Below are 13,694 nucleotides of genomic sequence, written 5' to 3'. Positions count from 1 at the left end.
TGCGACTGCGAGCCCGGCGCAGCGCACGGGAAGCCGAGGAGTGACCGGGGAATGCCCGACGCATCTGCGGGTGGTTGCTACGCTCGCTCGCGCGCCTTACGCTGCCGGTGACGGGTAAAAAGGGCGGCTTGGTCCCGCGCGCCGTGTATGATGCGCTCCACACGGATGCCACTACGGGCTTGAGGCGCGTAATAGACCATGTAGCTGGCGACGTTGAAACCTCGCAGGTCCGACGCCAGCTCGGGCCGTGCGGGTGCGCTCATCGGCCATTCGGCATAACGCTCGATCGCTTCTACAATGCGGTTCAGCAGACGGTCTGCGGCAGGAACACCATACTCTCGGACGTGATACCCGTCGATGGACTGGAGATCTTGACGTGCGCTACGCGTGAGGGAGAATCGGCGTTTCACCGCACTCGGGAAGGCCGTCCGAACCGCACGTCAGCGGCTAGCTCGGTGGCATCTCCGTACTCGACCACCTCGCCTCCGTCCGCTTCGGCTCGCGCGACAGCAATTAGCTCGCGCAGGTCCGCGAGACGCCGCTCATCCGATGCGTCCTGTCCCCGCAAGGCCTCAATCGCGTGTTCTACCAGCTCAGACGGCGAGCTGTAATGTCCGCGCTGAACTTCCGCGTCGATGAATTTCTTCGCTTCGGGACTAACGGTCACGTGCATGGAACACTCCTAACCCCGCAATTGTACGCCGTCGCTCGACATGCTTCAAGCCACGCGACAGGCCGTTCCAGGGATCGACTTCGCCTTCCCGAACGGCGCCTCTTTGTTGCAGCGTCTTGAGGAAATCGGCAGCAACTGAGCCACGGTTTTGGCTGCGTCGGGGTTGCAACGCGCTGCCGCGGCATGCCACGATTCGCACACGTTACGTGAGCGAAGCGCCCAGAAGACGGCGCTATGTCGAGTCTCGGGAACCACTCTTAATCTGCGGGTTGAAGGTTCGAGTCCTTCGCGGCTCACCAGCTCTCATTGCATTCGAGCGGGCTCCCCCCGAGTTCCTCCGCTCGCCCGAGTCCTTCGCGGCTCACCACCGCTCCATTCTATTTCGCGCTTCACGCCTAGTTCCTTCGCTCGCCCGAGTCCTAGATCCATAACGCGGATACTTCAGGCGGATATTGACCTCGGCCTCTTGCATTTCGACAAAATATTGCCTCTTGACCCCCTCGCGATGACGATGCCATCGTCGTCGCTCGGAGCCACGGCCCTCGGCTGCCGAGACGCAACCGGCCGGACCTGGAGAGGAGGGCGAAGATGGGCATGTTCGACAACGTCGTGGTGCTCGACGAGACCCTGCGCTGCCCGCACGGTCATCGCGTTGAAGGTTTTCAGACCAAGAGCTTCGACGATCCGTCGATGAACACCTACCTCTTCGAGGGACCGCGCGTGTCTCGCGTGGTGCGCGGCCGGTTCGCCGACCCCGGCGAAACCGCGGCGACGCACTGGCAGCTGGACGGCAAGGAAGCGGTGTTCCAGCGCCGGCACGGGGTCGAGCCGATCCTTCCGCCGCGCGAGATCGTGTTCTACACGTCCTGCGGCGAGTGCACGCCTGTGCTCATCCGCTGCGATCGGGCACGCGCGTGGGGTGACCTCGTCGATGAACGGCAGCTCTGGGTCGAGTTCCGCGCGACCTTCGGTCCCGGCGAGCCGCGGCGCATCGAACGTACGTCGGGCACGCGGGATGACCTCGTGACCGAGCTCCGCGAGGAGGGGCTCCGCGTGCTGCGCGATCGCGAGCCCCTGGCGATCGCGCACCACGAGATCCGTGCGGCGCGCGATGAAGCGCCATCCCGTCGACGCCGCAGACGCTGCTGAGCGCGCGCCTGTGACCTGGTCGAACAGCGCGCCAGGAACCGTGGGATCGAGGAGGTCCGATCGTTTCGACCCGACCGCCCATCGCCGCCACGTCGCGGCGACGACCCCGGCCGCGGGGACGACCCAGCCGCGCTCCATGAGTTCGGCCGCTTCTCGGAGCCAGCGCTGCTGATTCTGGTCAGCTTCGCGGAGGCTCTTCGCCTGCCGCCCGATTCCGTGAATACGCCACCTACCATTGCGAGCTTGCCGAGCCAACGTAGCTCCATGATACTGGTGCGGCGCAGATGCAGTCTGTGGCTCGAAGTCCTCTCACGCATCAATGGAGGTAGGGATGCCTCGTTGGAGGGTTTTCGTGAATACCTGTCGCCGTTGTGCGTCTCGGATACCATGTGGCGCAAAATCCGGGACCGTCCCGCGGAAGGAGACACATCCGTGAAGATCGATGCGAGAGGACGATTTTTGAAGGCGGCCTACGCGACTCTCTTGCTCGCGGGCTTTGCGCTCGGATCTAGCGGCGACGCGCACAATGCCGCAGACCGACCAAACGTGCTGTTGATCCTCGTCGACGATCTCAAGCCTGCACTCGGTTCTTACGGCGATCCGGTCGCCAAGACGCCACACATCGACGAGCTCGCCGGACGCGGGATGCGATTCGACCTGGCCTACGCCAACCAGGCGGTCTGCGCACCGTCGCGGTTCACGCTGATGTTAGGCGCGCACTCGACGTCGACAGGGCTTTATGGGCTCGGCAGCCAATTGCGCGACCTCGTCCCGAATGCGGTCACCATGCCACAGCACTTCGCGCGGCACGGCTACCGGACCGAGTCGCTCGGCAAGGTATTTCATATCGGGCATGGCAACCATGGCGACCCGCAGTCGTTCAGCGTGCCGCATTTTCATGACCAGGTGGTGGAATACCTCGAGCCCGAAAGCACCCACGGCGGCAAGCTGACCCGCGAGGAAGCGCTCTTCACGAATCAACGTCTCGGCGACATCCAGTCGTTGCCGAGAGGGGCCGCCTTCGAGTCGCCTGTGGCCAACGACAACGACTACGCTGATGGTCGCGTTGCCGAAGAGGCCATTAGGCGCTTGCGGGCTGCGAGGGAGCGCCGGATACAGGACGGCACACCGTTCTTCATCACCGTCGGATTCGTGCGGCCGCACCTCCCGTTCTCTGCGCCAAAGAAGTATTGGGACCTTTACGATCCGGCGACGCTCCCCATGCCGGAATTCGAGCGGCCTCCCGCCGGCGCGCCGACCGTCGCCGGCAAGCGTGGCGGTGAAATCGCCGCGTATCGGCCGGTGCCGGAGAAGGGACCCATCGATGACGACCTGACGCGTCAGCTGATCCACGGATACTACGCGAGCACGAGCTTCGCCGACGCCCAAGTCGGCAAGGTGATGGCGCAGCTCGACCGGCTGGACCTCGATGACAACACCCTCGTGGTGCTGTGGGGCGATCACGGCTTCCACCTGGGCGATCACGGGATTTGGACCAAGCACACGAACTACGAACAGGCCAACCGCATTCCGCTCGTGATGGTTGCGCCAGGCGTGACGAAGCCCGGCTCATACACGAAGCAGCTCTCCGAGAATGTGGACCTTTTCCCGACGCTCGCCGAGCTGGCCAACCTGCCCGCGCCGACCGGCCCACAGCCCATCGACGGCGTCAGCCTCGTGCCGGTGCTGAAGAATCCCGATGCCCGCGTGCGGGACCACGCCTACCATGCGTATCCGAAAGAGAAGCTTGGCCGCGCCATTCGCACCGAACGGTATCGCCTCGTCGAGTGGAAGCGATTTGGTGAATCTCCGGCCGCCGCGGAATACGAGCTCTACGACTACGAGACGGACCCGCTCGAGACCGAGAACCTCGCCGCAAGGAAGCCGAAGGTCCTCGCCGAGTTGAAGAAGAAGCTCGCAGCGTACCGCGCACCGATGCCTCGTGCGGCGGCGAGTCCTGCGGCCCGGCGGGCCGGAGGTAGTCCGACAGGCGCCGAGCGTCCGCGCAAGCCGAATGTCATCACCGTGTTCATCGACGACATGGGCTGGTCCGACCTGTCTTCGTTTGGTGGTGACGAGGTGAGAACGGAGAACATCGACCGGCTCGCCGCCGAGGGCATCCGCTTCACCAACTTCTACGTCAATGCACCGATCTGCTCACCTTCGCGGGTTGCGCTGACGACCGGCCAGTATCCCCAGCGCTGGCGGATCACGTCCTTTCTCTCCAATCGCCAGGCCAACGACGAGCGGCGCATGGCCCAGTGGCTCGACCCGCGGGCGCCCGTGCTGCCGCGCGCGTTGAACCTCGCCGGCTACGCCACCGGTCATTTCGGCAAGTGGCACATGGGCGGGCAGCGCGACGTCGGCAACGCGCCGCTCATCGCGCGCTATGGGTTCGATCGCAGTCTCACCAACTTCGAGGGGCTCGGTCCGCGAGTCCTGCCGTTGAAGGATGCGTACGACGGCCAGCCGCCTGCGAAGCATGATCTCGGTTCCGGTACCCTCGGGCACGGCCCCATCCGGTGGGAGGACCGCTCGGAGGTGACCGCCGCGTTTGTGAAGGACGCGCTGACGTTTGTCGATCGCGCGCAGGCGATGGGTCAGCCGTTCTATCTGAATCTCTGGCCGGACGACGTCCACTCGCCGTTCTTCCCGCCAAGAGCTCTGCGCGATGCCACCGATGGAAGCAAGCGCGCTTTGTACTACGCTGTGCTCGACGCCATGGACCAACAGCTCGGCGCCCTGTTCGATCGCGTGCGCAACGATGAGCAGCTCAGAGACAACACCCTGATCGTCATCGCCTCCGACAACGGCCCCGAACCGGGTGCGGGGATCTCCGTTCCGCTGCGCGGCACCAAGAGCTGGCTCTACGAAGGCGGGGTGCGATCTCCGCTGGTGGTGTGGGGACCGGGCCTGCTTGCGTCAGACGCCGCAGGCACCAACGACACGTCGATTCTGAGCGCGCTCGATCTGAATCGCTCTCTCTATACCCTGACCGATACGCCGCTACCGGAGGGTGCCAGACTGGATGGCGAAAACGTGCTCGACACGCTGCTTGGACGCTCGAACGAGAGCCGCAAGGCGCCGATTTTCTGGCGGCGCCCTCCCGATCGCCCGGGCACGAACGAAGCACCCAATCCCGACCTCGCCGTCCGGGATGGAAAGTGGAAGTTCTACTCGAGCTATGACGGCACGGCGCCGCAGCTCTACGACCTGAGCACCGATATTAGCGAGTCAAAGAACTTGGCGGAGCAGCAGCCCGACGTCGTCGCGCGGCTGAAGAAGGCCGTGCTGCAGTGGAATGTCGAGCTGCCCGCCGATGCGGGTGGCTCCCGGCGTTCTTTGTGAAGTATCACGGCACGACGAGCTCGGATGGCGATTTCTCGGTCTTGTCTGCCAGCTCGTGCCGAGTCAGGGCCCGGCATGACTCGCCTTTCACGAGACTCGTCGGGACGACCAACTGGCGCGGCAGCAGCCTCGGTTCAGCAATCCGCGCAACGACGAGCTCAGCCAACTGCTTACCCAGTTGTTCCAGATACACATGGACCGTGGACAGCCGCGGGTGCATCGTCTGCGCTTCGATGTCATCCAGCGCCACGACGCTGACGTCCTCGGGCACGCGCAAGCGGGAATCGCGCAACGCCTCGTACACGCCCTGCGCCGTTGCGTCCGAGCCGGCAAAGATGGCGGTCACTGGCGCAGCTTGCGCGAGAATCGACTTCGTGCCGAGATAGCCGGTCTCGCGCGGCTGGTCCGAATCGGGACTCACCGCACGCGCGGGAATGTTCGACTCGCCCATGGCCCGCGCATATCCCTCGTAGGGGCGATCGAACCAGGGAAATCGTCGGTTCCCGACAAACCAGATGTGCACATGTCCCAACGACTGGAGATAGCGTGTCATCTGATAGCAGCCATCCATGTCGTCGTAATAGACGGCGTCGCAGCGGTTGTCGCTCAAGGGCTCGAGGATGCTGTTGGCCTGGACCGCGAAGGGCAGCTTGGTGCGTCCGATCAGGTCGAGGAGGTTCTGCGAGTGCGCACCGGCGAGAATGAAGCCGTCCACGATGTCGCGCCGCTGCACGATGCGCGGCACCTGCAGATCCTGCCAGGCGACACGCGGCGAGTACTGGAGCGAGAGGAACACGAGATGGTACTCGCGCTCGGTGCAGTACGCCTCGGCGCCGGCGAGAATGCGCGAGTGGAACGGATGGAGGCGGTGGCGATTGCCGAGGAGAAAGGCAATGAGCCGCGGCTTTCGGCGGCGCCGAAGATCGAACTGGAGGCGCTCCGCAGTCTGGTGAACGCGCTCCTCGATCTCCGCGCTCACGCGGGCTGTCCCGTTGACAATGCGCGAGACCGTTGAGGGGCTGACGCCGGCGGCCCGCGCGATGTCCTGTAAGCGAAGCTTCTTACGCTTCATAGCCAAGTGTAACTAGTGTCCCGGCCCAGTGATTCGTGGCATAAGTCCCGGAGCGCGGCGCCCGGCTGGCGAGACGCGAGGAGGGAGCATACAGGCCGTATTTGACCGACGAGCAACGAAACCAGGCGGGATGCCCCGCCCGGGAATTATGTCGCGAATCACTGGGCCGGGACACTAGGTTTCGACAATGCATGCAGCAGCGTGGTGCAACCCGGAAGTCCCCTTAGCGTGCGCGGGGACGAGCAAAAAGATCCTCGGCGGCGTAGGCCGGCATCTCGGATGACGCAGCGGTCCGCCAGCCGAGATCGGCGAGCAGGCTGACATCGAGCACCATGCCGCTGAGGTCCCAGTCCGATTTGACCTCATCTGACGGCTGGTGATAGTCGGTCTCGTTGTAAGCCTCCGCTCGCTGTTGTGCAGCAGATGATTCGAAATCCGAGCCATCTTCGAATGAAAGTGCGGGGACCCCCGCCTTCGCGAGCGGGAAGTGATCCGACCTGAAGAAATACCCGCGCTCGGCGTGCTGGTCCTCCCCCAGCACACGGCCCCAATCGCGAGCGACCTCGGCCGCGACCTCGCCGAGCGTCGATCGTTCTGCACCCAACAAGACGAGATCGCGCGTCGGGCCGTAGACGTTCATGGCGTCCATGTTGATGTTGGCCGCAAAGCGCTCCAGCGGAATGGGCGGATGCGCGGCGAAGTATTCCGAGCCCAGCAAGCCCGATTCCTCCGCCGTCGTCGCCACGAAGTAGACGGATCGACCGGGCGTCGCTTCTGCACGCCCGAACGCGTCTGCCACCTCCAGCAGGCCTGCCACGCCTGACGCATTGTCGACCGCACCGTTGTAGATCGTGTCCTCTTTCGGCGCGTCATCTCGACGGCCTAGGTGATCGTAGTGCGACGTGTAGATGATAGCTTCGCTCGTACGCTCTCCCGGCAGCACGCCAATCACGTTCGGCGACGCCTTTCGAGTGACGCGCTGCTCGATCGAGCCGTCAACGCGCACGCCGAGAGGGGTCGGCCGGGCCCCCCGCGTGGAGGCGGCGGCACGCAGCGCGTCGAGGTCCTGGCCTCCGAGCTCGGCGAGCGTGCGGGCGGCGCTGTCGGTTATCCACGCCTTGAGCGCGAGCGTCGGGGTCCCGGAGGAGGGCTCGATGGCGTACTGACTGCCTGTCCACGAGGACTCCACCACTTGCCACGGATAGGTTGCGGACTCGTCGGTGTGAATCAACACCGCCCCCGCCGCACCACGGCGAGCCGCCTCCTCGTATTTGTACGTCCAGCGCCCGTAGTAGGTCAGCGCTTTGCCGCCAAAGAGCTCTGGCTCCTCCGGCGTCGCGGGCGGATCGTTCACCATGACGAGGACGACTTTCCCTTTCACGTCCATGCCGGCGTAATCGTCCCACTTGTACTCCGGTGCAACGATGCCGAATCCCACGAACACCACTTCTCCATCGACGTCGACCGTCGGCGCGGTCTGACCGGAGAACGCGACTACCTCAGTGCCGTACGTGAAGCGCGCTTCGCGTCCTGCCCCAGCCGCGGTCGGGCGGGCGCGCAGCGAGAACCCAGGCTGCACGACCGATTCGACGATGGGCACCTGCTGGAACCAGGAGCCATCGTCACCACCCGGCTGCAAGCCGAGCTGGGCGAACTGTGCGGCGATGTAGCGTGCGGCGAGGTTGCCGCCGCGCGTCGCCGGCGCTCGTCCGTCGAGCAGGTCGTCTGCCAGGAACGCCGCGTGCGCCAACAGGTCGTCTTCGCGAATCACGTCGTACGGCAACGGCGCCTTGCCGGACCGCGCGGAAGCGCCTGGCATCGGGGGAGCGTCCGCCGCTTGACCACCTGCATTGAAGGTGCTGATGAGGAGAACGGTCAACCAGAACACATGTCCGATTGTATTCGATAGAGCGACCTACTCGCTATCATAGCGAGAGATGGTGCGGACCACACTGCTCGACTTCTTCGCTGATCTGACGGCTCTCGACGGGGACTTCCTGGTCTACGACAACGGATACCGGCGCCGAGCGTATGGGTATGGCGAGGTCGGACAGGGTGCACGACGGTTCGCCGCGCGACTTGCCGATGCCGGCCTTCAGAAGGAAGACAAGGTGATCTTCTGGGGCGAGAACCGCCCGGAGTGGATCGCCGCCTTTTGGGGATGCCTCTTACGTGGCGTTGTCGTGGTGCCCATCGACTATCGCGCGTCACCGGAGTTCCTCCAACGCGTGCGCCGGGTCGTCGGCGCGCGCATCGTCTTGGTTGGGGAGGAGGTCGATCGCTCGGCGCTCGGGCACGAGCTGACGATGTGGCGATTTGCCGAGCTCCTCGACCCTGTCACGCGCGAGACGGCCGAGCCGCCGCCAGTCGACGTCGCCCGCGATGATGTTGCGGAGATCATCTTCACGTCAGGCGCGACCGCAGAGCCGAAGGGCGTGATCATCACTCACCGCAATATCCTCGCAAACATCGTCCCGATCGAGCGCGAGATGGCGAAGTACCTGAAGTACGCGCGCCCGTTCTCGCCGATTCGCTTCCTGAACCTACTGCCGCTCAGCCACATGTTCGGTCAGGCGATGGCCACGTTCGTGCCGCCCATGCTGACCGGCACGGTGATCTTCATGCGGGGCTACAGCCCGCACGAGATCGAGCGGCAGATCAACGTTGGGCGTGTGTCGGTGCTGGTGTCGGTGCCAAAGATGCTGGACGTGTTGCGCGAGCACGTGCTGCGGCGAGCGCCAGAGATTGCCAATAGCCTTGCGCCAGAACGACACTGGTTGTTTCGCTGGTGGCGCTATCGCGCGATCCATCGGGCGTTCGGCTGGAAGTTCTGGTGCTTCGTCGTTGGGGCTGCGCCGCTCGACACCGAGCTCGAAGAGCTCTGGTCTCGCCTGGGGTTTCTCGTCGTCCAGGGCTACGGCCTCACCGAGACGGCACCGATCGTGACGCTCAATCATCCCTTCTCGACGCAGAAAGGATCGGTGGGTAAGCCCATTGCAGGCGTCGACGTCAAGATTGCCGACGACGGCGAGATCCTCGTGCGCGGCGAGAACGTGACGCGCGGGTACGTGGGCGGGGACGCCACCGCCGCCAGCGCGTTCGAGGACGGCTGGCTGCACACGGGCGACATCGGCGGCATCGACGATCGGGGACGATTGTTCATCCGCGGGCGCAAGAAAGAGATGATCGTCACGCCCGAAGGGCTCAATGTCTTCCCCGAAGATGTCGAGCGCGCGCTGATCCAGCTGCCAGGCGTGCGCGACGCCGCCGTGGTTGGTAGGCGCCTCGGGAGCGAGGAGCGTGTACATGCCGTGCTCCTGCTCGAGGGTGGAGATCGGGACAGCGACGAGATCGTTCGGCGGGCAAATGCGATGCTGGACGATCACCAGAAGATCAGGAGCGTCTCTGTCTGGCCGGACACCGAGCTGCCGCGCACCGAGGGCACGCGCAAGCTTCGGCGACGCGAGATCAAGCAGTGGGTAGATGCGGGTGAACGAGCCGGCGCGCCCGCTCGGCCCGCCGAGGGTGCGCCACTCGAGGCGATCGTCGGCCGGTTCGCGTCCGGCCGTTCAGCGATCTCGGATGAGACCACGCTCGACGAGCTCGGGTTGAGCTCGCTCGAGCGCGTGGAGCTCATGATGGCACTCGAGGAACGGTTTCAAACGACGATCGACGAAGCCGCCTACGCTGGCGTGCGTACCGTCGCCGATCTCCGATCGCTCGTCGCCGCCCCGGCGGGCCCGGGCGGAGTCAGCGGCCCTGAGATCGCTGCCACAACCAGCGACCCGGCGGGACGGGCCGCGACATGGCGCGAGCCAATCGAGTTCCCCGCCTGGAACCGTAGCGCATGGGCGCAGTTGCTGCGTCGGCTGAGCCTACCAACATGGATTCTGCCCCCCGGACGCCTGTTCGCACGCCTGCACGTCACGGGGCACGAGCACTTGGAGGCGCTCGGCGGTGAGCCGGTGGTCTTCGCAGCCAATCACCAGAGCCACTTGGACACGCCGGTGATCTTCATGGCGCTGCCCCGGCGCTATCGCTACAAGACGGCCGTCGCCATGGCCAAGGAGTTCTTCAAGGCACACTTCTTCCCAGAGCAGCACAGCTTCCGTGCACGGTTCACCAACAGCCTCAACTACTATCTGTCCTCGCTCTTCTTCAATGCATTCCCGCTGCCGCAACGTGAAGCGGGAACGCGGCACACGCTGCGGTACATCGGCGAGCTCATCGAAGATGACTACTCCGTGCTTATCTATCCGGAGGGGAAGCGCACCGAGCAGGGCGAAATCAATGCATTTCGGCCCGGCATCGGCATGATCGCGGCGCGACTCCACGTGACCGTCGTTCCCGTGCGTATCAAAGATCTGGATAAGGTCCTGCACCAGTCCTGGAAGTGGCCGGCCGTGCACCCGGCCACGGTGCGATTTGGCCCCCCGCTGCATCTCGACGGCGATGACTACCCAGCCCTGGCCAAGCAGGTCGAGGAGGCTGTCCGGGCGCTGGACCCTGTCGAGAATTGACGAAACGGGGACAGCCCTCGTTTTCCGCATGTCGGAAAACGAGGGCTGTCCCCGTTTTCTTCTGCCGATATGCTCTTGACTTTTTGAGATGCGGAGCCTATATTTTTGACTGGTCAAAATATGGGCACTGTGACTCGGCGGTCGTGGCTTCGGTTCGCGGGCTTGGGCTCGTTGGTGGGGAGCGCCGGAGTTTTGGCGCGTCAAACGGCAGCGCTCCAACGGGACGGTGCTCACGCGCCTCTGACGCATGAGACCTCCCCCAGCCATCAGGGGCACGTCATGGGTCCGGTTGGCCACGTCGGCACCGATCAATTCAATCCCACCAGTTTCGTCCGCGCGTGGAATTTCTCTGATCTAGCGGCCAACGAGCGGGCCAAGTACTATCGCGAGACGCGGCAGCCGGACGGCACGCTGCTTCGCGAGTACAACCTGTTTGCGGTCGATCGTGAGATTGAGATCGCGCCAGGGGTCTTCTTTCCGGCCTGGACCTACAACGGCCAAGTGCCGGGCCCAACGATTCGGGCAACGGAAGGCGACCGCGTCCGGGTCACGTTCGTCAACCAGAGCACGCATCCCCACACCATTCACTTTCATGGATGGCACCCGCCGGAGATGGATGGGTCGCTGCCCGAGCATCAGGTGCCGCCTGGCGGCAGGTTTCTCTACGAGTTCACGGCGGAGCCTTTTGGCCTGCACCTCTATCACTGTCATGCCGTACCGCTGAAGCGACACATCCACAAGGGCCTCTACGGCGCGTTCATCATCGACCCGCGCGATGGCTCGTGGGGATCGCACGAGCGCACGCCAGACGAGCTCGTCATGGTGATGAACGGGTTCGACACGAACTTCGATGTCGAGAATGAGGTGTACGCGGTCAACACGGTGGCGAACTTCTATGCGCAGGAGCCCATTCGTGTGACCGTTGGACGGCCCGTTCGGATCTTCCTCGTGAACGTGACCGAGTTCGATGTCCTGAACAGCTTTCATTTGCACGGAATGTTCTTCGACGTGTACCGCACGGGCACGCGGCTTACGACGACCGAGCACACCGATACCGTCATGCTGTGTCAGGCAGAGCGGTGCATCATCGAAACGACGTTCCGCTACCCGGGCGATTTCATGTTCCATGCGCATCAGACCGAGTTCGCGGAGCTCGGCTGGATGGGCCTGTTCCGTGCTGAGGGCACTCGCCATGAAACCTGAGGTGGCGTCGCACTCGCCGAGGCTGGCGCCCGCCCTTGGCCGGCCGCGCGCGGCACTGTGGCTCGTGGCACTGCTCCCGTTGGTGCTGCTCGGGCTGCTGCTCGCGCTGCTCGCCTGGCAAGGGCCGTCGGAGCTGGTGCGCGGCACGAACGTCCCGCCGACGGAGCGTCTGACGTTCCAGGCGGTGCAGCTCCGTCCGGAGGGCATGGTCGCCACGGTGCTCAACGACGGTCCCGACCCCGTCACGATTGCCCAGGTGCAAGTAGACGATGCGTATTGGTCGTTCTCGGCGGAGCCCAGCGCGACGCTCGGCCACCTCGGACGAGCGCGGTTGACGATCCCGTATCCGTGGGTTTGGGGTGAAGCGCACGCACTGCGTCTCGTGACCTCGACGGGTGTGACCTTCGACCACGAGATTGCCGTGGCGATCGAGACGCCGCAGGCAAGCCCGCGAGCCGTGCTGGCGTTCGCGCTCATTGGCCTGTATGTGGGCGTGATCCCGGTGGCAATCGGCCTACTCTGGCGCTCGATGGTCGTCCGCCTCGGCCGGGGAGGACTCGATTTCGTGCTTGCGCTGACGATCGGTCTCCTCCTCTTCCTGTTGGTGGACGCAAGCGGTGAGGGACTGGAGCTCGCCGCGGGGCTGCCAGGCTCGTTCCAGGGGCCCGTCCTCTTCGTGTTCGGCGCAGCGGCCGCCTATCTCGCGTTGGAAACGCTCGGCGCGTGGTTGCGTCGAGCGCGGGCGGGGCGCGCAGGCGATCGGACGGGCTGGGTATTGGCGCTGCTGGTCGCCATTGGCATTGGCCTGCACAACTTCGGCGAAGGCCTGGCGATTGGCGCCGCGTTCGCGCTGGGCGAAGCTGCACTGGGAACGATGCTCATCGTAGGCTTTACGTTGCACAACACGACCGAGGGTCTCGCCATCGTTGCCCCGCTCGCCCGCGAGCGCGTTCGCCTGTGGAATCTCGTCAAGCTCGGTCTCGTGGCTGGAGCGCCGACCATTGCAGGCGCCTGGCTCGGCGGCTTCGTGTATTCGCCGGTCTGGTCGGTCCTGTTCCTCGCGATTGGCGCCGGCGCGATCGCGCAGGTGGTCGTGCAGATTGCCCGGCAGATGGCGGGAGATCAGCCAATCAGCAGTTACTTCACGAGAACGGCGACAGCGGCCGGGCTGATGAGCGGCGTCGCGGTCATGTACGTCACAGGCATGCTCGTGGGGTAATGGCCATGACAGACTTCTGGCAGCGTCAGGTGGGCCGGCCGACGGTAGGTTTGCTGTCAATCCTGCTCCTGCTGGCATGCATGGCGGTCGTGGCATTGGCTGCCGGCTCGAAGAGCGAGGTGCGCGACATCACGCTCGTGGCGCGCGGCGTCGCGTTCTACGTCGATGGGCAGCCCGAAGCGAACCCCGTGCTGCGCGTCGAAGCGGGCGAGCAGGTGCGGTTTCTGTTCCGCAACGAGGACCGCGGCATGGCACACGACTTCGCGGTGAGCAGTTGGCAGCTCTCTCAGCCGCTCCCTCGCGAGCCCGGTGAAACCGCCTCAGTCGTCGTCCGCGTGCCCGACCGCCCCGGCCGATACTCCTATGTCTGCACGCCACATGCCGCGCTGATGCACGGTGTAATCGAGGCCCAATAACGAAAAAAGGGGACAGCCCCCGTTTTACGAAGGGCGTAAAACAAGGCTGTCCCTCTTCCCCATCGCGTTGCAGCCCTATAGCAACTCATGGCAG

The 13,694-nt window shown here is 64.7% G+C and carries 10 protein-coding genes and 1 pseudogene; 7 read left to right on the top strand and 4 right to left on the bottom strand.

What is annotated here, in order from left to right:
* Positions 1-77 precede the first annotated feature (77 nt).
* Complete coding sequence (locus GEV06_06415; GenBank protein ID MPZ17529.1) at positions 78-410, bottom strand: hypothetical protein; 333 nt, start codon at positions 408-410, stop codon at positions 78-80.
* Positions 407-673, bottom strand: a complete 267-nt coding sequence (locus GEV06_06410) for a hypothetical protein (protein ID MPZ17528.1) — start codon at positions 671-673, stop codon at positions 407-409. The genes GEV06_06415 and GEV06_06410 overlap by 4 nt, the downstream gene beginning before the upstream one ends.
* A 588-nt stretch (positions 674-1,261) precedes the next feature.
* Between GEV06_06410 and GEV06_06405 the strand changes: the two genes are divergently transcribed.
* The 3 genes and pseudogenes from GEV06_06405 (at position 1,262) to GEV06_06395 (ending at position 5,170) form a co-directional block, all read left to right on the top strand.
* A complete protein-coding gene (locus GEV06_06405; protein ID MPZ17527.1) occupies positions 1,262-1,822 on the top strand; it encodes a hypothetical protein in 561 nt (186 codons plus the stop codon).
* Between the two features lie 387 nt (positions 1,823-2,209).
* A pseudogene (locus GEV06_06400) lies at positions 2,210-3,757 on the top strand (sulfatase-like hydrolase/transferase).
* Positions 3,758-5,170, top strand: coding sequence for a sulfatase-like hydrolase/transferase (locus GEV06_06395; protein MPZ17526.1), 1,413 nt, complete (start codon positions 3,758-3,760; stop codon positions 5,168-5,170).
* 4 nt (positions 5,171-5,174) lie between these two features.
* On the opposite strand, the gene GEV06_06390 is transcribed toward GEV06_06395, so the two are convergent.
* Both GEV06_06390 and GEV06_06385 read right to left on the bottom strand, forming a co-directional pair.
* Positions 5,175-6,242: a LacI family DNA-binding transcriptional regulator gene (locus tag GEV06_06390; protein MPZ17525.1), complete on the bottom strand. Its 1,068-nt coding sequence runs from the start codon at positions 6,240-6,242 to the stop codon at positions 5,175-5,177.
* 223 nt (positions 6,243-6,465) lie between these two features.
* Positions 6,466-8,130, bottom strand: a complete 1,665-nt coding sequence (locus GEV06_06385) for a M20/M25/M40 family metallo-hydrolase (GenBank protein ID MPZ17524.1) — start codon at positions 8,128-8,130, stop codon at positions 6,466-6,468.
* 49 nt (positions 8,131-8,179) lie between these two features.
* Here GEV06_06385 and GEV06_06380 point away from each other — a divergent pair, with 49 nt between their 5' ends.
* The 4 genes from GEV06_06380 (at position 8,180) to GEV06_06365 (ending at position 13,600) form a co-directional block, all read left to right on the top strand.
* The gene (locus GEV06_06380; GenBank protein MPZ17523.1) at positions 8,180-10,762 is read left to right on the top strand and encodes an AMP-binding protein; all 2,583 of its coding nucleotides are present in this window, start codon (positions 8,180-8,182) and stop codon (positions 10,760-10,762) included.
* 120 nt (positions 10,763-10,882) lie between these two features.
* Positions 10,883-11,965 carry a multicopper oxidase domain-containing protein gene (locus GEV06_06375; GenBank protein MPZ17522.1) on the top strand — a complete coding sequence of 361 codons (1,083 nt, stop codon included), beginning with the start codon at positions 10,883-10,885 and terminating at the stop codon, positions 11,963-11,965.
* Complete coding sequence (locus GEV06_06370; GenBank protein MPZ17521.1) at positions 11,955-13,184, top strand: metal transporter; 1,230 nt, start codon at positions 11,955-11,957, stop codon at positions 13,182-13,184. The genes GEV06_06375 and GEV06_06370 overlap by 11 nt, the downstream gene beginning before the upstream one ends.
* Positions 13,184-13,600: a hypothetical protein gene (locus GEV06_06365; protein MPZ17520.1), complete on the top strand. Its 417-nt coding sequence runs from the start codon at positions 13,184-13,186 to the stop codon at positions 13,598-13,600. The genes GEV06_06370 and GEV06_06365 overlap by 1 nt, the downstream gene beginning before the upstream one ends.
* The last annotated feature ends 94 nt before the right edge of the window (positions 13,601-13,694 follow it).

Source organism: Luteitalea sp. (assembly GCA_009377605.1).
Classification (GTDB): Bacteria; Acidobacteriota; Vicinamibacteria; order Vicinamibacterales; family Vicinamibacteraceae; genus WHTT01.
This window is presented reverse-complemented; position numbering and strand designations above follow the sequence as displayed.

Coding starts and splice junctions, on each gene's coding strand:
- GEV06_06410 (MPZ17528.1), bottom strand. CDS start 673: ATGCACGTGACCGTTAGTCCCGAAGCGAAGAAATTCATCGACGCGGAA.
- GEV06_06405 (MPZ17527.1), top strand. CDS start 1,262: ATGGGCATGTTCGACAACGTCGTGGTGCTCGACGAGACCCTGCGCTGC.
- GEV06_06395 (MPZ17526.1), top strand. CDS start 3,758: ATGCCTCGTGCGGCGGCGAGTCCTGCGGCCCGGCGGGCCGGAGGTAGT.
- GEV06_06390 (MPZ17525.1), bottom strand. CDS start 6,242: ATGAAGCGTAAGAAGCTTCGCTTACAGGACATCGCGCGGGCCGCCGGC.
- GEV06_06380 (MPZ17523.1), top strand. CDS start 8,180: ATGGTGCGGACCACACTGCTCGACTTCTTCGCTGATCTGACGGCTCTC.
- GEV06_06375 (MPZ17522.1), top strand. CDS start 10,883: ATGGGCACTGTGACTCGGCGGTCGTGGCTTCGGTTCGCGGGCTTGGGC.
- GEV06_06370 (MPZ17521.1), top strand. CDS start 11,955: ATGAAACCTGAGGTGGCGTCGCACTCGCCGAGGCTGGCGCCCGCCCTT.
- GEV06_06365 (MPZ17520.1), top strand. CDS start 13,184: ATGGCCATGACAGACTTCTGGCAGCGTCAGGTGGGCCGGCCGACGGTA.